At 70.1% G+C, this 19,520-nt stretch carries 17 protein-coding genes; 8 read left to right on the forward strand and 9 right to left on the reverse strand.

All coding sequences use genetic code 11. The features are described 5' to 3' along the window. Nucleotides 1-30 precede the first annotated feature (30 nt). The 4 genes from J7E96_RS24930 (at nucleotide 31) to J7E96_RS24945 (ending at nucleotide 5,528) form a co-directional block, all read left to right on the forward strand. Nucleotides 31-1,515: an MFS transporter gene (locus J7E96_RS24930; RefSeq protein WP_215134006.1), complete on the forward strand. Its 1,485-nt coding sequence runs from the start codon at nucleotides 31-33 to the stop codon at nucleotides 1,513-1,515. A 173-nt stretch (nucleotides 1,516-1,688) separates the two neighbouring features. Then, nucleotides 1,689-2,450, forward strand: coding sequence for a DeoR/GlpR family DNA-binding transcription regulator (locus J7E96_RS24935; RefSeq protein WP_215134008.1), 762 nt, complete (start codon nucleotides 1,689-1,691; stop codon nucleotides 2,448-2,450). A gap of 13 nt (nucleotides 2,451-2,463) precedes the next feature. Further along, nucleotides 2,464-3,441: a 1-phosphofructokinase gene (gene pfkB / locus J7E96_RS24940; RefSeq protein ID WP_215134010.1), complete on the forward strand. Its 978-nt coding sequence runs from the start codon at nucleotides 2,464-2,466 to the stop codon at nucleotides 3,439-3,441. Continuing rightward, nucleotides 3,438-5,528 (forward strand): fructose-specific PTS transporter subunit EIIC, encoded by a 2,091-nt coding sequence (locus J7E96_RS24945; protein ID WP_215134012.1) that lies wholly within the window; start codon nucleotides 3,438-3,440, stop codon nucleotides 5,526-5,528. The genes pfkB and J7E96_RS24945 overlap by 4 nt, the downstream gene beginning before the upstream one ends. A 12-nt stretch (nucleotides 5,529-5,540) precedes the next feature. On the opposite strand, the gene J7E96_RS24950 is transcribed toward J7E96_RS24945, so the two are convergent. Both J7E96_RS24950 and J7E96_RS24955 read right to left on the reverse strand, forming a co-directional pair. Continuing rightward, nucleotides 5,541-6,305: a DUF6227 family protein gene (locus J7E96_RS24950; RefSeq protein WP_215134014.1), complete on the reverse strand. Its 765-nt coding sequence runs from the start codon at nucleotides 6,303-6,305 to the stop codon at nucleotides 5,541-5,543. 144 nt (nucleotides 6,306-6,449) lie between these two features. Then, entirely contained in the window at nucleotides 6,450-7,535 is a 1,086-nt protein-coding gene (locus tag J7E96_RS24955) for a P1 family peptidase (protein WP_215134016.1), read from the reverse strand. A 93-nt stretch (nucleotides 7,536-7,628) separates the two neighbouring features. Here J7E96_RS24955 and J7E96_RS24960 point away from each other — a divergent pair, with 93 nt between their 5' ends. Further along, nucleotides 7,629-7,853 (forward strand): hypothetical protein, encoded by a 225-nt coding sequence (locus J7E96_RS24960; protein WP_215134019.1) that lies wholly within the window; start codon nucleotides 7,629-7,631, stop codon nucleotides 7,851-7,853. Nucleotides 7,854-7,860: 7 nt separating this feature from the next. Here the strand turns inward: J7E96_RS24960 and mscL are convergent, their stop codons facing one another. The 6 genes from mscL to J7E96_RS24990 all read right to left on the reverse strand — a co-directional run bounded on the left by mscL (nucleotide 7,861) and on the right by J7E96_RS24990 (nucleotide 13,592). Further along, the gene (mscL, locus tag J7E96_RS24965) at nucleotides 7,861-8,361 is read right to left on the reverse strand and encodes a large conductance mechanosensitive channel protein MscL (RefSeq protein WP_215134021.1); all 501 of its coding nucleotides are present in this window, start codon (nucleotides 8,359-8,361) and stop codon (nucleotides 7,861-7,863) included. A gap of 135 nt (nucleotides 8,362-8,496) precedes the next feature. Then, nucleotides 8,497-9,111 (reverse strand): RcpC/CpaB family pilus assembly protein, encoded by a 615-nt coding sequence (locus tag J7E96_RS24970; RefSeq protein WP_308296125.1) that lies wholly within the window; start codon nucleotides 9,109-9,111, stop codon nucleotides 8,497-8,499. 126 nt (nucleotides 9,112-9,237) lie between these two features. Next, complete coding sequence (locus J7E96_RS24975) at nucleotides 9,238-10,071, reverse strand: S-methyl-5'-thioadenosine phosphorylase (RefSeq protein ID WP_215134023.1); 834 nt, start codon at nucleotides 10,069-10,071, stop codon at nucleotides 9,238-9,240. 78 nt (nucleotides 10,072-10,149) lie between these two features. Then, a complete protein-coding gene (locus J7E96_RS24980; RefSeq protein ID WP_215134025.1) occupies nucleotides 10,150-10,491 on the reverse strand; it encodes an FmdB family zinc ribbon protein in 342 nt (113 codons plus the stop codon). A 67-nt stretch (nucleotides 10,492-10,558) separates the two neighbouring features. Continuing rightward, nucleotides 10,559-11,824, reverse strand: a complete 1,266-nt coding sequence (locus J7E96_RS24985) for an MFS transporter (RefSeq protein WP_215134027.1) — start codon at nucleotides 11,822-11,824, stop codon at nucleotides 10,559-10,561. A gap of 253 nt (nucleotides 11,825-12,077) precedes the next feature. Then, entirely contained in the window at nucleotides 12,078-13,592 is a 1,515-nt protein-coding gene (locus J7E96_RS24990) for a potassium/proton antiporter (RefSeq protein WP_251070404.1), read from the reverse strand. 204 nt (nucleotides 13,593-13,796) lie between these two features. On the opposite strand from J7E96_RS24990, the gene J7E96_RS24995 reads away from it, so the two are divergent. Continuing rightward, the gene (locus J7E96_RS24995) at nucleotides 13,797-16,580 is read left to right on the forward strand and encodes a penicillin acylase family protein (RefSeq protein ID WP_215134029.1); all 2,784 of its coding nucleotides are present in this window, start codon (nucleotides 13,797-13,799) and stop codon (nucleotides 16,578-16,580) included. On the opposite strand, the gene J7E96_RS25000 is transcribed toward J7E96_RS24995, so the two are convergent. Beyond that, nucleotides 16,570-17,121, reverse strand: coding sequence for a 5-formyltetrahydrofolate cyclo-ligase (locus J7E96_RS25000; protein WP_215134031.1), 552 nt, complete (start codon nucleotides 17,119-17,121; stop codon nucleotides 16,570-16,572). The genes J7E96_RS24995 and J7E96_RS25000 overlap by 11 nt on opposite strands. 135 nt (nucleotides 17,122-17,256) lie before the next feature. Here J7E96_RS25000 and galU point away from each other — a divergent pair, with 135 nt between their 5' ends. Continuing rightward, nucleotides 17,257-18,192: a UTP--glucose-1-phosphate uridylyltransferase GalU gene (galU, locus tag J7E96_RS25005; RefSeq protein WP_215134033.1), complete on the forward strand. Its 936-nt coding sequence runs from the start codon at nucleotides 17,257-17,259 to the stop codon at nucleotides 18,190-18,192. After that, nucleotides 18,189-19,490, forward strand: a complete 1,302-nt coding sequence (gene glp, locus J7E96_RS25010; RefSeq protein WP_215134035.1) for a gephyrin-like molybdotransferase Glp — start codon at nucleotides 18,189-18,191, stop codon at nucleotides 19,488-19,490. Before galU ends, glp begins: the two co-directional genes overlap by 4 nt. The last annotated feature ends 30 nt before the right edge of the window (nucleotides 19,491-19,520 follow it).

The raw sequence follows: 19,520 nt of genomic DNA on the forward strand, positions 1-19,520 counted from the left end.
CTGTCCTACATCCCCCATAGCCTCACTCACATGACTTCAACACCCCCGCCCGACCGCCGCAGATGGTTCGCGCTGGCCATCGTGATGACCGCCGCCTTCATGGACCTGGTCGACGTCACGATCGTCAACATAGCGATCCCCAGCATCCAGCAGGACCTGGGCGCCGACTTCGGCGCGATCCAGTGGATCACCGCGGGATACGCCCTGGCCTTCGCGGCCGGGCTGATCACGGGCGGCAGGCTCGGTGACATCTACGGCCGCAAGCGCCTCTTCCTGATAGGCATCACCGGCTTCACCCTCGCCTCCGCCCTCTGCGGTTTCGCTCCCAACCCGGAGATCCTGGTCGCGTCCCGCATCCTCCAGGGCGCGATGGCGGCGCTGATGGTGCCGCAGGTGCTGTCGATCGTCCACGCCACGTTCCCCGCGCACGAACGCGGCAAGGTCTTCGGCCTGTTCGGCGCCGTCGTCGGACTCGGCGCCGTATCCGGCCCGATGCTGGGCGCACTGCTCACCGAGTGGAACCTGTTCGGCCTGGGATGGCGCCCGATCTTCCTCATCAACCTCCCGGTCGGCATCGCGGGCCTGATCCTCGGCATCCGCTTCATCAGCGAGTCCAAGGCCCCCAAGGCGCTGCGCCTGGACCTCGTCGGCGTAGCGCTCGCGACGCTCGGCCTGCTCATGCTGATCTACCCCCTCACCCGAGGCGAGGAGCTGGACTGGCCGCTGTGGGGCCACCTCTCGATGATCGCCAGCCCGGCGGTCTTCGCGCTCTTCATCGCGTACGAGCGCTACAAGACCCGCAAGGACGGCTCCCCCCTCGTCGAACTCTCCCTCTTCAAGGTCAAGAGCTTCGCGGCGGGCATCGCGGTGCAGCTGACCTTCGGCGTGGCCCTGGGCATCTTCTTCCTGGTCTGGACGCTGTACATGCAGGTCGGCCTCGGCTGGAGCGCGCTGCGCGCGGGCACGACGGGCATCCCGTTCTCCATCGCGGTTTCCCTCGCCGCAGGCCTCTCCGTACAGAAACTGGTCCCGCGCTTCGGCCGGAAGGTCCTCCAGGCCGGGGCGCTGACGATGGTGGCGGGACTCCTCCTCTACATATGGGAGGCCGACCGGTACGGGACGGCCATCCAGTCCTGGCAGATGGCGCTGCCGCTCATCGTCATGGGCCTCGGCATGGGCCTGATCGTGGCGCCGCTGACCGACGCGGTGCTGGCCGACGTGCCGCGTGAGCACGCCGGCTCGGCGTCCGGCCTCATCAACACGATGGGACAGATGGGCAACGCGCTGGGCCTGGGCCTGGTGTCCGTCGTCTTCTTCGGCGTGATCGACGACGGTCTCGCCCCGAACGCGCTGGGCATGGCGTTCGTGGACGCGTTCCAGAACGCACTGTGGTGGACGACGGCGGTGCTGGTAGTCATCTTCTGCGTGATGTTCGCGCTGCCGGCGCGCCCGCGAGTGGGGGCAGAGGCAGCAGCCACCGCCGGGGTGGCGAAGGAGCCGGTGCTCACTCCCTGACCCGCCTACGCACTCACCCGACGGCGCCCGTGTCCCCTGGACACGGGCGCCGTACGGCATCCCGGCGCCCGAATATGTCCGTCCGCCTGCCCGAATCTGTTTACATGCGCGCAACCTGGTCGTACTCTGCAATCAAAACCACAGGTTCGGGCATCGAACGGATGTAATCCCACATGTACGCACCGGAGCGCCAGCAGGAAATCCTCCGCCTCGCACGCGAGGGCGGACGGGTGGACGTGCTCTCTCTCGCCGAGACTTTCAAGGTCACCGCGGAGACCGTCCGCCGCGACCTCAAGGCCCTGGACCGCGCAGGCCTCCTGCGCCGCGTACACGGCGGCGCCATCCCCGCGGGCCGCCTCGACTTCGAGCCCGACCTGGCCGAGCGTGAGTCGACGGCCGCCGACGAGAAGGACCGCATCGCGCGCGCCGCCCTCGCCGAACTGCCCGACTCCGGCAGCGTCATCCTCGACGCCGGCTCGACGATCGGCCGCCTGGCAGCCGACGTACCGCTGGACTGCGGCCTCACGGTCGTCACCCACGCGCTCCCCGTCGCCGCCCGCCTGGCCGACCACCCCGGCATAGACCTGCACCTCGTCGGTGGCCGGGTCCGCCACCGTACGCGCGCGGCCGTGGACGCCTGGGCCCTGCGCGCGTACAGCGAGATCCGCGCCGACGTGACGTTCCTCGCCACCAACGGCTTCTCCCCCGACAGCGGCCTGACCACCCCCGACCTGGCCGAGGCAGCGGTGAAGCGCGCATGCGTCGCGGCCGCCCGCCGAGTCGTCCTGCTCGCCGACTCGGCCAAACACAACCAGGAGCACTTCGCCCGCTTCGGCGACCTCACCGACGTAGATCTGCTCATCACGGACACCGGTCTGAGCCCGGAAGACGCCGCCGCCATCGAGGCAGCCGGCACCGAAGTGCAGTGTGTTTAGGGAACGAGTGCCCATGATCCTGACCATCACCCCCAACCCCAGCCTCGACCGGACGTACGAAGTCCCGTCCCTGGAGCGCGGCGAGGTGCTGCGCGCCACCGCCGACCGGATGGACCCGGGCGGCAAGGGCGTCAACGTCTCACGCGCGGTCGCGGCGGCCGGTCACCGCACCATCGCGGTCATGCCGCTGGGCGGGGCACCAGGGGCACTGGTGGCCGAACTCCTCAACACCGAGGGCATAGAGGTCACTCCAGTACCAGTAACAGGCCACACCCGTTCCAACATCTCCATCGTCGAACCGGACGGAACGCTCACCAAAATCAACGCCCCGGGTCCCGAACTCTCCCCCACCGAGTCCGAGTCGCTGCTCACCACAACACAAAACGAGTCGACCGGCGCAGCCTGGATCGCCTGCTGCGGCAGCCTCCCGCGCGGCCTCGCCCCCGAGTGGTACGCCGAACTCGTGGCCCGCGCCCACAAAGCCGGCGCCCGCATCGCCCTCGACACCTCGGGCCCGTCCCTCCTCGCGGCACTCCGCGAGCGCCCGGACGTGGTGAAGCCGAACGCCGACGAACTGGCCCAGGCCGTCGGCCGCCCCCTCGCCACCATCGGCGACGCGCTGAAGGCGGCGCAGGAACTCCGGGACGCCGGCGCGCGCACGGTGCTCGCCAGCCTGGGAGCCGACGGACAACTCCTCGTCAGCAAAGACGGCACGTACTACGCCACCTCCCACATCACCCTGATCCGCAGCAACGTCGGCGCGGGCGACGCCTCGCTGGCCGGCTTCCTCACCGCAGGCGGCGAGGGCCCGGACGCCCTCGCCGCCGCCGTCGCGCACGGCGCGGCCGCCGTGCAACTCCCCGGCAGCGTCATGCCGACGCCGTCCGACCTGAACCCCTCCGCGGTCACCGTGACCGCGGACGTGCCGCTGGACCGCCCGCTGGCGGAGCCGGCCGCATGTGCAGCGCACCTCGTAAGGAGCCCGCGATGAGCCAGATGATCACCGCGGACCTGGTCGATCTCGACCTGGCCGCCGGCGCGAAGGAAGAGGCGGCGCGTTCGCTCGCCGAGCGCATGGTGGCGCTCGGCCGCGTAACAGACCTCGACAGCTTCCTCGCCGACGTCGCGGCGCGCGAGGCGCAGATGCCGACCGGCCTGGACGGCGGCATCGGCATCCCGCACTGCCGCAGCGAGCACGTCACCGAGCCGACCCTGGCCTTCGGCCGCAGCTCCCACGGCATCGACTTCGGCGCCCCGGACGGCCCGGCCGATCTGATCTTCCTCATCGCGGCCCCGGCAGGCGCGGACGACGCACACCTGACGATCCTCTCGGCCCTGGCCCGCCAGCTCATGAACGAGGACTTCACCACCGCCCTCCGCGCGGCCGATGACCCGTCATCGGCAGCGGCCCTGATCCGCGGCGACGCCCCACAGGACGCGCCCACCACCGCTTCGCAGACCGAGGTGGCCGCAGGGGACGTGCTGGGGCGCTCCCCGCAGGGTGTCGAACGCAACCACCCCGAAGAAGGCGCGGTGCCGGAACGTTCGGCACCCGAGGAGACGCCGCAGCGCGGGACCGGCCCCGAAGCACCCGCCCGGCCCGCTCCCTTCAGGATCGTCGCCGTCACCTCCTGCCCCACTGGCATCGCGCACACCTACATGGCAGCCGAGGCACTGCAACGAGCCGGAACCACCGCCGGCGTCGAACTGGCCGTCGAGACCCAGGGCTCCGCCGGCTTCCAGCGCCTGGACCCCGCCGTCATCGCCGCCGCCGACGGCGTGATCTTCGCGCACGACGTGCCCGTACGCGACAAGGAACGCTTCGCGGGCAAGCCAACAGTCGACGTAGGCGTAAAGGCAGGCATCAACCGCCCCGCCGACCTCATCACCGAAGTACGCGCAAAAGCAGAGCGCGGCGAGGTCTCGACCGCGACCAAGGGCTCCCCGGTAGAAGAAACCGGAGAACCAGACGAAGGCTACGGAACAAAGCTCCGCAAGTGGCTCATGTCCGGCGTCAGCTACATGGTCCCGTTCGTGGCCGCAGGCGGCCTCCTCATAGCCCTGGGCTTCGCCATCGGCGGCTACGAGATCGACAAGGCCCCCTCGGTCATCGAGCACTTCGCCTGGACGGACACCACCAGCTGGGCCGCCCTGATGTTCCAGATCGGCGGCGTGGCCTTCAGCTTCCTCGTGCCGATCCTGGCCGGCTACATCGCGTACGGAATGGCGGACAGGCCAGGCCTGGTCCCCGGCTTCGTAGGCGGCGCGATCGCCTTGACGATCAACGCCGGCTTCCTGGGCGGACTGGTGGCGGGCCTCGTCGCAGGCGCGGTAGTGATGGCGATCCAGAAGCTGAAGGTCCCCGCCCCCCTCCGCGGCATCATGCCGGTGGTGGTAATCCCCCTGATCTCCTCGATCATCGTCGGCTTCCTGATGTTCCTGGTGGTCGGCGAGCCGATCGCGAAGCTTCAGGGCGCGCTCACCGACTGGCTGTCCAGCCTCTCCGGCGCCAACGCGATCATCCTCGGCGTCATCCTCGGCCTGATGATGGCGTTCGACCTCGGCGGCCCGCTCAACAAGGTCGCCTACGCCTTCGCGGTCGGCGGCCTCGCCAACCCCAACGAGGGCAGCCTCAAGGTGATGGCCGCCGTCATGGCCGCCGGCATGGTCCCGCCCCTCGCGATGGCGCTGGCCACGACCGTACGCCGCAGGCTCTTCACCAAGGCGGAGCGCGAGAACGGCAAGGCGGCCTGGGTACTGGGTGCCTCGTTCATCACCGAGGGGGCGATCCCGTTCGCAGCGGCGGACCCGCTGCGCGTGATCCCGGCGGCCATGGCGGGCGGCGCGGTGACCGGCGCCCTGTCGATGGCCTTCGAGTGCACGCTGCGCGCCCCGCACGGCGGCATCTTCGTGGTACCGCTGATCGGCAACCCGTTCCTCTACCTGATCGCCATCCTGGCCGGAACGGTGGTCAGCACAGCCCTGGTGGCAACCCTCAAGGGCCTGCGCAAAACACCCCAGCCCCCAAACACCGACCTAGCCCCGGCCCAGCCCGAAAAGGTCGCAGTAGCGGCCTGACCCCCGGCACCGTCACCGCACCCGCGCGCGAAGCTCCATCGCTTCGCGCGCGGCGCGTTCCGTTTCGTACACCTCGCACATGTGACGGCCGTCCGGCGTGGCCGTGTGCTCGACCTCCCACAGGCTGACCTCGCTGTTGTCGCACAGCAGGAACGCGTGCTCGTACAGCGTGAAGCCGGCGTCCCGGCCCTCCACGCTGCACTGGCGGCCGAAGGCCTGCGTGATCTGGTGGGCGACGGCGCCGCTCAGGCGCAGCGCGATGTCCGGGCCGGGCCGCCCGGCGTTCTCCGCACGGCGGAGCACCCGGCGTGCGTGGTCGGCGGAGTCGTCCGGGATGAAAATACGGCGAGCGGCGGCCGGCCGCGCGGCCATGAGCGTGGCGAGGATTTCGAGGTCGCCGTCAAGGTCGGCGTCAAGGTCGGCGTCATCCCCAACGGGCAACCCGAAGGCATCGGTGCCGGCCGGGCGCGGCAGTCTGGACGCGGCCAGCCGGACCTCCGCCGCCTCCGTGTACAGCTCGTGCTGCGTGGTGCCGTCGCGGCCCGCGTTGTGCGCCAGCTCCCACAACACGAGCGAGCTGCCGTCAGCCAGCAGGAAGGCATGCTGGAACGTCTCACGGTGCAGCCCCGCGCTGTGGTGCGAGGAGTGCAGGGACGTGCTGTGTGCCAGCGCCGATTCGAGCCGCTCCACAGTCGCGTCGGGCAGGTCGAACGAGTTGAGTGCGCGCCCCAGGAGTCGCTCGAGGTGCTCCTCGGTTGTCTCGTACGGATCGCTCAAGGGTTTCTCCAGGCCGTCGCCGCTTGTTACTTGCCGAGTGCTCAACGTAGCCCCTGGGTCTGACAACGTCGCCGGGGTTGAGCAAAACGAAGGGGGCGCACCCAAGGTTCCCGCGCCTGGGGGCCAACTCGCCCCGGCAGTACGTCAGTAGAGGTCCCGGTACGCCGGGTAAACACCCCCGGGCCCGTCCACCCCCTCCGCCGCCAGCACGGCTTTCACCACCGCACGGGTCAGCGCGTCCGCACCCGCCCCCAGTACCTCGTTGAGAGCGGCCGCCCCCGCGTGCGCCGCGAACGCGGGTTCCACCGCCCCGCCCAGCAGCGGTTTCGTACCCGTGGCGAGCGCGAAAACGGTGTCCCCGTCGGTGAGCAGGTGCACAGGCCGCACGGCGCGCGCGAGCCCGTCGTGCGCCGTACCGGCGAGCTTCTGCGCCTGCGCGCGGGTCAACTCGGCATCCGTGGCGACAACAGCCAGGGTGGTGTTCAACGGGGGGAGCGCGGAGCCGGCGGAGCTGCGACGCTGTGTCTCCTCCCGCGCGTCGGCCAGCCGGAGCTGCGCCACCGCGTGCACCTCCGCCGCCGGATATTCGCACCGCCCCCCGAAGTACCTCCCGTAGACGACCCCCGTCAGCGGATCGACGGCCGAACCGGCGGCGTTGACAACCGCGAGCGCCCCCACCGTGACACCCGAGTCCAGCACCACGGAGGCCGTGCCGACCCCGCCCTTCATCCCGCCCGCCACCGCGCCCGTCCCCGCACCCACCCCGCCCTGGGCCACGGGCGCCCCGAGGTCCGTACGCGCCGCGTCCTCGGCGGCGGCCCGTCCCGTCGCGGCGTCCGGCCTGGCCCGCCAGTCGCCGCCGCGCCCCAGGTCGAAGAGGCCGGCGGCCGGGACGACCGGCACCACCTGCTGGGGGCCGAGCCCGACCCGGAAACCACGGCCCTGCTCCTCCAGCCAGGCCATCACCCCGGACGCGGCGTCGAGACCGAAGGCGCTGCCGCCCGTCAGGACGATGGCGTCGACGCGCTGCACCAGATTCCGCGGGTCGAGGGCGTCCGTCTCGCGGGTGCCCGGGCCACCGCCCCGGACATCCACGGCGGCGACCGCCCCGCCCTCCGGCGCCAGCACGACGGTGGTGCCGCTCAGAGCCCGCTCGCCCGGCACGTTCGCGTGGCCGACCCGCAGTCCGGCCACATCGGTCAGGGCGTCCGCCCTCGTCTGGTGTCCCATGAAGTCCTGCGTATCACGGGAGAATCCACCGGCGGGCACGACCGCGGAGACTGCCGGCGCACCCGCACGGGCCGTCCGCCGTACCCTGGAAACATGAGCACCGCCCCCGCCCACGGCTCGCGAGACCCGGAGCAGACGTCCGAGCAGCAGGCCGAGAGCAAGCCACGGCCGAAGCCGGCGTTGGACTTCGGCGATCCACTGGACCAGCAATCAGCGGACGATACGGACCGAGGGTGGGGTGAGCGGCCTCCCGGCAGTGGTGGCAGCGCGGCCGACCTCGCCCGATTCCTGGACGAGAAGCCGCCGCACCACCTCTGAGCACGGGCTACGGCGTGTTGTCGCGGCCCGTGCCGCGCTCTGTGCCGCGTTCCGTCCCGCGCTGGGCGACCAGGACGTCCCTGATCTCCTTCAGCAGTTCGACCTCGGTGACCTCCATGACCTCCACGGTGGCTTCCCTCGCCTTGTCCCGCGCCGCCCGCCGCGCCAGGTACTTGGCCATGGGGAGCACCATGAGGAAGTAGACGACCGCAGCGGTGATCAGGAAGCTGAGGACCGCGCTGAGAACGAGCCCCCAGTTGATCGGGATGCCCTGCATCACGCCGTTCTCGTCCGGCTTGCACGGCTGCTTCAGGCAGGAGCTGTACTTCTCCAGGTCCTGCGTGCCGAACGCACCGACCAGCGGGTTGATGACCCCCTTCACGATCGAGTTCACGACGTTGGTGAACGCGGCGCCGATGACCACCGCGACAGCCAGGTCGATCACGTTGCCGCGCATCAGGAAGGCCTTGAAGCCGGCCAGCACGCTCTGCTTCTTCTCCTCGCTCACGAATGAGCCTCTTTTCGCATGTACCGGGGGCGGAGCAAACAGTTCCGAAACCTACGTCAGCAGGTGACGGCCCTGTCCAATCCCGGCCCACACACCAGCGACTTGACAGCCGGCCAGTTCGAGCCGGCACTCGAGTCAGCACAGCGTCACCGCCAGTTGGGACGTCGTGCCCACACCGGCCAGTGCCGCGGCCGTGGTTCGCGGTACGGACAGGACGACCAGCGCACCGCCGCCCTCGGCCCCCGCGGCCTCGTGTGCCTCCGGCGCCTTCGGTACCTCCACCACCCGCGCACCGACAGCCACCACCCGCGCGGCCGGCGGTTCACCACCCGCCACCGACGCGTCGGCGGCCGCCGCGATCACGTCGACGCGGTCTCCCCGGCGCAGCAGCCGCACGGTCCCGGCGTCCGCGATACGCACCGGCGCGGACACCATCTCCACCGGCCGGCGCTCGCGCCGCGCCGCCGCGCCCGAGTCGGCCCGCGACAGCGCGTGTTCCCGCGCCTGTGCCTGGGCTCGCGCCTGTGCCGCACCGCCCGTACGCCCCGCGTCGCGCGCCCCCGAAGCGGCCAGCGCGGCGGCGGTCATCGCGAGCCCGGCCGCCATCGCCCGCCTCCTGCGGCGCACCGCCCGCCGGAGCCGGTGCCTGCCGCCGCGCACCCGCAGCGGTGCGAATTCCGGCACACCGCACGGATCCGGCCCGGGAACGGGCGGCACGGGGGGAGTGGGGACGTAGGGATAGAGGGACACGGTGACCACCGCCTGCCACGAGGACTTCGAGGAGTTCCGGCTGGACGCTCCTCACGATCCACGGTCAGCCCGAATCCCGCCGACGCCTGTGGACAGTCCCCCAACTCTGGACAAATCGATCACCCGTTAGGGCAGCGCGATCCCGGTGTCGATCCCGTCCAGCGCGTGCGAACACAGACAGTCGCGGGCCTCGTCCGCCGGCAGCCCCGCCACCGCGTCGAAGAGCACATCCCGCAGCCGGTCCACATTCGCCGCGAAGACCTTGAGCACCTCCGCGTAGGAGACACCCTCGCCCGACTCCGCCCCGGCGTCCAGGTCCGTGACCAGCGCCAGCGACGTGTAGCAAAGTCCCAGTTCCCTGGCGAGCACGGCCTCGGGATGTCCGGTCATGCCGACGACCGACCAGCCCGCCGCCGCATGCCACCGCGATTCCGCCCGCGTCGAGAACCGCGGCCCCTCGATGACGACCAGCGTCCCGCCGTCCACCGGCTCCCACTGCCGCCCGCGCGCCGCGTCGAGCGCCGCCTTGCGTCCCTCGGGGCAGTACGGGTCGGCGAAGGTCAGGTGTACGACGTTCGGCAGCTTCCCGTCCACCGGCGTCTCGCCGTCGTAGAACGTCTGCGCGCGCGCCTTCGTACGGTCCACCAGCTGATCCGGTACGAGCAGCGTGCCGGGCCCGTACTCGACCCGCAGCCCGCCCACCGCGCACGGCCCGAGCACCTGACGCGCACCGACGGACCGCAGCGCCCACAGGTTGGCGCGGTAATTGATGCGGTGCGGCGGCAGGTGGTGACCGCGCCCGTGGCGGGGGAGGAAGGCCACCCGCCGTCCCGCGATCTCACCGAGGAAGAGCGAGTCGCTCGGCTTCCCGTACGGGGTGTCCACCTCGACCTCGGTCACGTCCTCCAGGAAGGAGTAGAAGCCCGAGCCGCCTATCACGCCGATCTCCGCATTCGCCATGGCGGCCACAGTAGCCGGGCGCGGAAACGCCGAGGACCCCGCCGTCGGAAACGGCGGGGTCACCCAGAAGCAGTGGGCCTAGGCGGCCGAGGAGCTGCTGGAAGAGCTGGACGAGCTGCTGGAACCCGACGACGAGCTCGACGACGAGGCGGCCGGCTTCGAGTCGGACCCCGAAGAGGCATTCGACGAAGACGACGCTCCCGCCTTCGCGGGCGCCGTGGCCGGCGTGCTGCTCGACGAAGAGCCGCGGCTGTCGTTCCGGTAGAAACCGGAACCCTTGAAGACGATGCCGACCGCGGAGAACACCTTCTTCAGGCGTCCCTCACAGCTCGGGCACACGGTCAGTGCGTCATCGGTGAACTTCTGCACCGCCTCGAGGCCTTCGCCGCATTCGGTGCACTGGTACTGATAGGTCGGCACTTGCTCCTCCTGGCACTCTCACTCAATGAGTGCTAACGACGTTCCAATACTGACGTATTCCGCTGGATCAGTCCACCGTCACAGGCACTCGGTGACTCACGCCACGTGCCGCGACCCGTCCCGGAGCCTTCGGCGCGAGCCGCGAGCGCAGCGCCACCAGGGTGGCGAGGGCGAGCGCGGTGCCCACCAGAGGGACCAGGAATCCGGCGCTGGCGCCGTTGGCGTCCGCCAGCCGTCCCGCGACCGTGACGCCCGCGGCCTGGCCGAGCGCGACGGCGCCGGTCAGCCAGGTGAACGCCTCGGTACGGGCCGTGGCGGGCACCAGGGTTTCGACCATGGTGTAGCCGGTGATCAGCGCGGGCGCGATGCACAGGCCGACGATCAGGCCCAGACCGGCGAGCAGGGGCACGGAGTGCACCGCCCACAGTCCGGAGGCGGCCAGCGTCAGCGCGGCGTACCCGACCATCAGACGGCGCCGGGGCCCGACCTTCCAGGCGATGGCGCCGCACGCGACACCGGCGAGCATGTTGCCCGCGGCGAACGTTCCGTAGAGCAGTCCGTTCACGCCGGGGTTGCCGATCTCCTCGGAGAACGCGGTCAGCGAGACCTGCATTCCCCCGAAGACAGCGCCGATGCCGAGGAAGGCCACCACCAGCACTCGTACGCCCGGAATGGACAGCGCGGAGGCGCGCGGCCCGTCGGACATCGACAGGCGTCCGGCCCGCGGCTGTGTACGTCGCTGTGCGGCGAAGAACAGACCGCCGACCAGGGTCAGCACGGCCTCGGCGGCCAGGCCGGCCGCCGGGTGCACACCGGTGCACAGCGCGGTCGCGAGAACCGGTCCCACGACGAAGGTGAACTCGTCCGTCACGGACTCGAAGGCCGCGGCGGTCGACATCAGCGGCGAGCCCTCCAGCTTGGCGGCCCAGCGGGACCGCACCATAGGCCCGATCTGCGGAACAGAGGCACCGGTGGGAACAGCCGCGACGAAGAGCGCCCACATGGGCGCTCCCGAGAGCGCCAGCACGAGCAGTGTGACGACGGAAGCGGTGTGCACGAGAACGCCCGGAAACAGAACGGCGCTCTGTCCGAAACGGTCGGCCAGTTTGCCGCTCTGCGGCGCGAACAGTGCCATGGAAACGCCGGTGACGGCGGCGACGGCGCCCGCACTCCCGTAGGACCCTGTGGTGTGCTGGACGAGCAGCACGATGCCGATGGTCAGCATCGCGAAGGGCTGCCGTGCCAGGAATCCCGGCACCAGGTACGTCCATGCTCCAGGGGTGCGGAGCAGCTGGCCGTAACCGGGACGGGGGGTAGTGACCGTGTTGGACACGGTCCTTGCCTTTCTGCCGCCTGGTGACGCTCCCCTGTGCACGCGGTGTGTGCGTGCGGGAGCCGCCGAGAGCTGTCCTCTTGCGCAGGACCGGCGGTAGATACCAGGACACCCACTGCGAGGGGGCCGGCCGCCGTACGGTCGCGCCAGCTCTGCGTCAGGCAGAGTTGGTCGATCAGTAGGCCTTCATGTTACAGGGCATCCCTGCGGCGCACCTGCGATTTGCGCACGGATTACGTCACACCACCTGTGATCAACGTGATCGGTGGGAGCCGTTGACGCTCGTTCCCAGCCACCCGGCGAGCTTGCCGCCCTGCCCGACGGCCCGCAGCCGCCGCTCGGCGGCGTCCCGTACCGGATCGGTCGCCACCACGAGCAGCTCGTCGCCGCGCCGCAGCACGGTCGTAGGCAGTGGCACGAAGCTCGTCCCCTCCCGTACGACCAGGGTGACCGCCGCCCCGTGCGGCAGCCGCAGCTCGGCCACCTCCACGCCGTGCATCCTCGACTTCTCGGGGATCGCGACCGACAGCAGGTGCCCGCGCAGCCGCTCCAGCGGCGCCGACTCGATGCCCAGGTCGGCGGCCTCGGAGGGGTCGTCGCCGAGCCGCAGCCACTTCGCCAGCCAGGGCAGCGTCGGCCCCTGGGCGAGGGTGTAGACGACGACGAGGACGAAGACGATGTTGAAGATCCGGTCGCTGCCCTCGATCTCCGACACCAGGGGGATGGTCGCCAGGATGATGGGCACCGCGCCGCGCAGCCCGGCCCACGACATCAGGGCCTGCTCCTGCCACGGGATACGGAACGGCACCAGGCTGATCAGCACCGACAGGGGCCGCGCGATCATGGTGAGGATCAGTCCCACCATCACCGCCGGCCAGAAGTCGGCCAGCAGCTCGTGCGGCGTCACCAGCAGCCCGAGCAGGACGAACATGCCGATCTGCGCGATCCAGCCGAGCCCGTCCGCGAACCCGCGCGTGGCCGGCCAGTGCGGCAGCTTCGAGTTGCCCAGCACCATCGCGGCCAGATAGACGGCGAGGAAGCCACTGCCGTGCGCGATGGCCCCGGCGGCGTACGCCGATACGGCGATGGCCATGACCGCGATCGGATAGAGACCGGACGCGGGAAGCGCCACATGGCGCAGGGCGTACGCCCCGAGCCAGCCCATCGCGAGACCGATGCTCGCGCCGATCGCCAGTTCCAGGACGATCGTGCCGAGCAGGACGTACCAGTCGTCCACCGGGCCGACCGTCGAGAAGGCGACCACCAGGATCACGACAGGAGCGTCGTTGAAGCCCGACTCCGCCTCCAGTACGCCCGTTATGCGCGACGGCAGTGGCACCTTGCGCAGTACGGAGAAGACCGCGGCGGCGTCCGTCGACGAGACGACCGCGCCGACGATCAGAGACTGCCGCCAGTCCAGCCCCACCAGATAGTGCGCACCGGCCGCTGTAACGCCCACGCTCACCGCGACGCCGACGGTCGACAGGACGACCGCGGCGGGCAACGCGGGTTTGATCTCCTTCCACTTCGTGCCCAGGCCGCCCTCGGCCAGGATCACCACGAGTGCGGCATAGCCGATCACCTGTGTCAGTTCGGCGTTGTCGAACTTGACCTCGAAGATGCCGTCCTGCCCTATGGCGATCCCGATCCCGAGGTACAGCAGCAGGCTGGGGAGCCCGCTCCGGGACGAGATGCGTACCGCCGCGACGGCGATGAGCAGAACGAGCGAGCAGATGAGCAGGAGTTCATTGAGCTGGTGGACAGTCAGCGGGCCGTTCCTTCCCTCGCACGCCTGCCGGATCGTTCCTCCAGCGGCCGGTACTTCGTTACCTTACCTAATCTTTAACGTTTCCTTGACGCCGCTAGATCGTCCGTACGATCGCTGTTGGAGGCACCGCGTCCAGGCCGCCGGAGCGCTGCGCCTATGGTTGCTCCAGCACTCAAGGACCACCCTGCCCCTCGAAGGACAGCGATGCCCGCCAACACCACCGCCTCTTCCGGCAAGAAGAAGAAGGGGCGTCGCGCCCGCCTGATCGTGATCGTGCTGGTGTTGGCCCTCGTCGCGGGTGTCGGCTACGGCACGTACTGGAGCATCAGCGCGGTGCGCGCCTCCTTCCCGCAGACCACAGGGTCGATCGAGATCGACGGGCTCTCGGGCCTCGTCGACGTCAAGCGCGACAATTACGGCATTCCGCAGATCTACGCGGACACCGACGAAGACCTCTTCCGAGCCCAGGGCTTCGTCCAGGCGCAGGACCGCTTCTACGAGATGGACGTCCGCCGTCACATGACGTCGGGCCGGCTCTCGGAGATGTTCGGCGCGGACCAGGTCGACACCGACGCGTTCCTGCGCACGCTCGGCTGGCGCCAGGTCGCGCAGCAGGAGTACGACACCAAGCTGTCGCCGGAGACGAAGAAGAACCTCCAGGCGTACGCGGCCGGCGTCAACTCCTACCTCGCGGGCCGCGACGGCAAGGACATCTCCGTCGAGTACGCCGCTCTGGGCTTCGTGAACGACTACAAGCCCGAGAAGTGGACGCCCGTCGACTCGGTTGCGTGGCTCAAGGCCATGGCCTGGGACCTGCGCGGCAACATGAAGAGCGAGATCGACCGTTCGCTGATGACGAGCAGGCTGAGCGCGAAGCAGATCAAGGACCTCTACCCGTCCTACCCGTACGACCGGAACAAGCCGGTCGTCGAGGAGGGCGGGATCGACGAGACGACGAAGAAGTACGACCCGAAGGCGTCAGGCACTTCGGACACGGGCACGGGCACTGGCACGGGAACCGGCACCGGCACCGCATCCGGCACAGGCACCGGCACGGGCGTGGGCACCGGCGCCGCCGACGCCACCCAGGGCCTCCAGTCCCAGCTCTCCGGCATCTCCGACGCCCTCGACGGGATCCCCGCACTCTTCGGCCCGAACGGCAGCGGCATCGGCTCCAACTCCTGGGTCGTCTCCGGCAAGTACACGACGACCAAGAAGCCGCTGCTCGCCAACGACCCGCACCTCGCGCCCCAGTTGCCGTCGCTCTGGTACCAGATGGGACTGCACTGCCGCAGCCTCTCCAAGACCTGCCAGTACGACACCGCCGGCTACACCTTCTCCGGCATGCCCGGCGTGATAATCGGCCACAACCAGGACATCGCCTGGGGCTTCACCAACCTCGGCGCCGACGTCACCGACCTCTACCTGCAGAAGATCTCGGGCGACGGCTACCTCTACGACGGCCGTACGAAGCCCTTCACCACCCGCGAGGAGACCATCAAGGTCGCCGGCGGCAAGCCGAAGACCATCACGGTCCGCTCCACCAACAACGGCCCGCTGGTCTCCGACCGCAACGACGAGCTCGGGAAGGTCGGCGAGAAGGCCCCGGTCACCAACGCCGCGCCCGACCGCGGCGCCGGCTACGGGATCTCCCTCAAGTGGACCGCCCTGATGCCCGGCAAGTCCATGGACGCCGTGTTCGAGCTCAACCGGGCCACGGACTTCAAGACCTTCCGCGCCGCCGCCGCCCACTTCGAGGTCCCCTCCCAGAACCTCATCTACGCCGACACCAAGGGCCACATCGGCTACCAGGCCCCCGGCCGCATCCCGGTCCGTAACGCGGGCGACGGCACCACGCCCGCCGCCGGCTGGGACTCCCGCTACCGCTGGAAGAGCTTCATCCCGCAGGCGGAGCTGCCGTACGAGTACGACCCGGAGCGCGGCTACATCGTCACCGCCAACCAGGCCGTGATCGACAAGAAGAAGTACCCCTACCTCCTCACCGAGGACTGGGGCTACGGCGCCCGCAGCCAGCGCATCAACGACCTCATCGAGTCGAAGATCGCCGACGGCGGCAAGATCTCCACCGACGACATGCGCACCATGCAGATGGACAACAGCAGCGAGATCGCCAAGCTGCTCACCCCCCACCTGCTGAAGATCGACGTGGCCGACCCGAACGTCCGCGAGACGCAGAAGCTGCTCGAAGGCTGGGACTACACCCAGGAGCCGGACTCGGCCGCCGCCGCGTACTTCAACGCGGTCTGGCGCAACGTCCTCAAACTGGCCTTCGGCAACAAGCTGCCCAAGGAGCTGCGGGCCAAGGGACAGTGCCTCAGCGTCCGCCCCGCCGACGCCACGGGCCCGGTCGACGACCTCGACGAGCGGGTACGCGAATGCGGCCAGCGCGCCAAGGACTCGGCGCAGCCGGACGGCGGCGACCGCTGGTACGAGGTCGTCCGCAAGATGCTGGGCGACGAGAAGAACGAGTGGTGGCAGGCGCCGAAGAACCGCCTGGACGGGCCGACCGACACCCGTGACGAGCTGCTCGCCCGCGCGCTGAAGGACGCCCGCTGGGAGCTGACCGCCAAGCTCGGCAAGGACATCGACTCCTGGAGCTGGGGCCGCCTGCACCAGCTGAACCTGAAGAACCAGACCCTCGGTACGAGCGGCCCCGGAGTCGTCCAGTCGCTCCTCAACCGCGGTCCGTGGAACCTGGGCGGCGGCGAGGCGGCCGTCAACGCCACCGGCTGGAACGCGGCGGGCGGCTACGAGGTCATCTGGGTGCCGTCCATGCGCATGGTCGTCAACCTCAACGACCTCGACAAGTCCCGCTGGATCAACCTCACCGGCGCGTCGGGCCACGCGTACAGCTCGCACTACACCGACCAGACCGACAAGTGGGCGAAGGGCGAGCTGCTGGACTGGCCGTTCAGCGACCAGGCGGTCGAGAAGAGCACCACCGACAAACTGGTACTCAGGCCGTAAAAGGCTTGAAACGCCTGACACCGCCCGGCGTCACCACGGCGCTCACGGGGTGGTCGTGCGGTTCCCTCGGGACCCGCGCGACCACCTCTTCGTCGTACAGGAGCACCACCAGGTGGGGCCGCGCGCCCGCCGCCTCCAGCCGGGCGAGCACCCGGTCGTACGATCCGCCGCCACGCCCGAGCCGCATCCCGCGCCCGTCCACCGCCAGCCCCGGCAGCAGCACCGCGTCGGCCTCCAGCACAGCCTGTACGCCGAGCCGCGCGCCCCCCGGCTCCAGGAGCCCCAGCCGCGCGCGTACGAGCTGCTCCGCACCCTCGTACTCGGCCCAGTCCAGATCGTTGTCCGCGAGCAGCACCGGAAGCAGCACCCGCACGCCCCGCGCGCGCAGCGCGTCCAGCAGCGCCCGGGTGCCGGGCTCACTCCCGATGGAGACGTATGCGGCGACTGTCCCGGCGTCCGCGAGCTCCGGCAGCTCCAGCGCCACCCGCGCCAGAACCGCAGCGGCCTTCTCGACGTCATCCCTGGTCAACCGGGATCTCATGTCGAGGAGTTCTCTTCGCAACCCGGCCTTGTCAGGCTCGTCACAGACCACAGCGGCTCCACAAAACGGCTCGTATGAGAATTTATTGACCGGAGCCTAACCTTCCCCCCATACGCAACGGATATCGTTCTGACCATGACTCAGTCGCACCCCGGGATCAGCAAGGCTGTCATCCCTGCCGCCGGCCTCGGTACCAGGTTCCTGCCGGCGACAAAGGCCACTCCAAAAGAGATGCTGCCTGTCGTCGACAAGCCGGCTATCCAGTACGTGGTCGAAGAGGCGGTGTCCGCGGGTCTCTCCGACGTCCTCATGGTCACCGGCCGCAACAAGCGCCCGCTTGAGGATCACTTCGACCGCAACTACGAGCTGGAGTCGGCCCTCGGCCGCAAGGGCGACGCCGAACGCCTCGCCCGGGTGCAGGAGTCGAGCGACCTCGCCACCATGCACTACGTCCGCCAGGGCGACCCCAAGGGCCTCGGCCACGCCGTCCTGTGCGCCGCGCCGCACGTCGGCGACCAGCCCTTCGCGGTACTCCTCGGTGACGACCTCATCGACCCGCGCGACCCCCTGCTGTCCCGGATGATCGAGATCCAGGCGCAGTACGGCGGCAGCGTCATCGCGCTCATGGAGGTCGACCCCGCCCAGATCCACCTGTACGGATCCGCGGCCGTCGAGCCGACCCCCGAGGGCGACGTCGTACGGGTCACCGGACTGGTCGAGAAGCCCGACGCGGCCGACGCGCCCAGCAACTACGCGATCATCGGCCGCTATGTGCTCGATCCGGCCGTTTTCGACATACTGCGCAAGACCGAGCCGGGCCGCGGCGGCGAAATCCAGCTCACCGACGCGCTCCAGCACCTGGCCGAGACGTATGAATCAGCGGCTGACACCGCGGGGAAGGCCGGCGGCCCCGTGCACGGCGTCGTCTTCAAGGGCCGCCGCTATGACACCGGCGACCGGGGCGACTATCTGCGTGCCATTGTCAGACTCGCATGCGAACGTGAAGACCTGGGGCCGGAGTTCCGGACCTGGCTTCGCAGTTACGTGACCGAGGAGATGCAGGCACCTTGAGCAGCACGATCTGGTCTGTCGACGAGCACCTTGAGGACATCCTCGCCGCGGTCAAGCCGCTCGAACCCATCGAGCTGCAACTGCCCGACGCGCAGGGCTGTGTCCTCGTCGAGGACATCACGGTCCAGATCGCGCTGCCGCCCTTCGACAACAGCTCGATGGACGGTTACGCGGTCCGTACGAGCGATGTCGCGGGCGCCACGGAGGAGTTCCCCGCCGTCCTCACCGTCATCGGTGACGTGGCGGCGGGCAGCGGCGAGTCGCTGCACGTCGGCCCCGGCGAGGCCGCCCGCATCATGACCGGCGCCCCGCTGCCGCCCGGCGCCGAGGCCGTCGTCCCGGTCGAGTGGACCGACGGGGGCACGGGCGGCGGCCCGGCCGCCACGATGCGCGCCGCGAGCGACGCGCCCGAGGGCGCGACCGGCGAGGTCCGCGTCCACCGGCCCGTCGAGGCGCGGGCGCACGTCCGCGCGCGCGGCAGCGACGTCCAGGCCGGTGACCTGGCCCTGGAGGCCGGTACGGTCGTGGGCCCGCCCCAGATCGGACTGCTCGCCGCCATCGGCCGCGCCACCGTCAAGGTCAGGCCCCGCCCCCGCGTCGTGGTCCTGTCGACCGGCAGCGAACTGGTCCAGCCGGGCGAGCAGTTGGCGGCCGGCCAGATCTACGACTCCAACAGCTTCACGCTGACCGCCGCCGCCCGCGACGCCGGAGCCATCGCCTACCGCGTCGGCGCCGTCACGGACGACGCCGACACCCTCCGGTCCACCATCGAGGACCAGCTGATCCGCGCCGACATGATCGTCACCACCGGTGGCGTGAGTGTCGGAGCGTACGACGTCGTCAAGGAGGCACTGTCCTCCGTCGGCGACGAGGACCAGCCCGGCAGCGGCGTCGAATTCCGCAAGCTCGCCATGCAGCCCGGCAAGCCCCAGGGCTTCGGCTCCATCGGCCCCGAGCACACCCCGCTGCTCGCCCTCCCGGGAAACCCGGTCTCGTCGTACGTCTCTTTCGAGCTCTTCGTACGCCCGGCGATCCGCGCCCTGATGGGCCTGAAGGACGTGCACCGCCCGAAGGTCCGCGCGACCCTGACCGCGGACAAGCCCCTTTCCTCCCCCTCCGGAAAGCGCCAGTTCCTGCGCGGTACGTACGACGAGGAGTCCGGCACCGTCACCCCGGTCGGCGGCGCCGGATCCCACCTGGTAGCGGCCCTCGCCCGGGCGAACGCCCTGATCACGGTCCCGGAGGACACCACCGAGGTAGAGCCCGGCACGGAGATCGACGTGGTCCTGCTCGGGTGACCGGGGCCCGGTGGGGGCTGGGAGCTGCTG

This window comes from Streptomyces sp. ISL-96 (assembly GCF_018614035.1).
Taxonomy (GTDB): Bacteria; Actinomycetota; Actinomycetes; order Streptomycetales; family Streptomycetaceae; genus Streptomyces.

What these genes read in the sequence shown, in the direction of transcription:
- J7E96_RS24930 (WP_215134006.1), top strand. Translation starts at nt 31, where the DNA reads ATGACTTCAACACCCCCGCCCGACCGCCGCAGATGGTTCGCGCTGGCC.
- J7E96_RS24935 (WP_215134008.1), top strand. Translation starts at nt 1,689, where the DNA reads ATGTACGCACCGGAGCGCCAGCAGGAAATCCTCCGCCTCGCACGCGAG.
- pfkB (WP_215134010.1), top strand. Translation starts at nt 2,464, where the DNA reads ATGATCCTGACCATCACCCCCAACCCCAGCCTCGACCGGACGTACGAA.
- J7E96_RS24975 (WP_215134023.1), bottom strand. Translation starts at nt 10,071, where the DNA reads ATGGCGAATGCGGAGATCGGCGTGATAGGCGGCTCGGGCTTCTACTCC.
- galU (WP_215134033.1), top strand. Translation starts at nt 17,257, where the DNA reads ATGACTCAGTCGCACCCCGGGATCAGCAAGGCTGTCATCCCTGCCGCC.
- J7E96_RS24945 (WP_215134012.1), top strand. Translation starts at nt 3,438, where the DNA reads ATGAGCCAGATGATCACCGCGGACCTGGTCGATCTCGACCTGGCCGCC.
- J7E96_RS25000 (WP_215134031.1), bottom strand. Translation starts at nt 17,121, where the DNA reads ATGAGATCCCGGTTGACCAGGGATGACGTCGAGAAGGCCGCTGCGGTT.
- J7E96_RS24955 (WP_215134016.1), bottom strand. Translation starts at nt 7,535, where the DNA reads ATGGGACACCAGACGAGGGCGGACGCCCTGACCGATGTGGCCGGACTG.
- J7E96_RS24995 (WP_215134029.1), top strand. Translation starts at nt 13,797, where the DNA reads ATGCCCGCCAACACCACCGCCTCTTCCGGCAAGAAGAAGAAGGGGCGT.
- J7E96_RS24960 (WP_215134019.1), top strand. Translation starts at nt 7,629, where the DNA reads ATGAGCACCGCCCCCGCCCACGGCTCGCGAGACCCGGAGCAGACGTCC.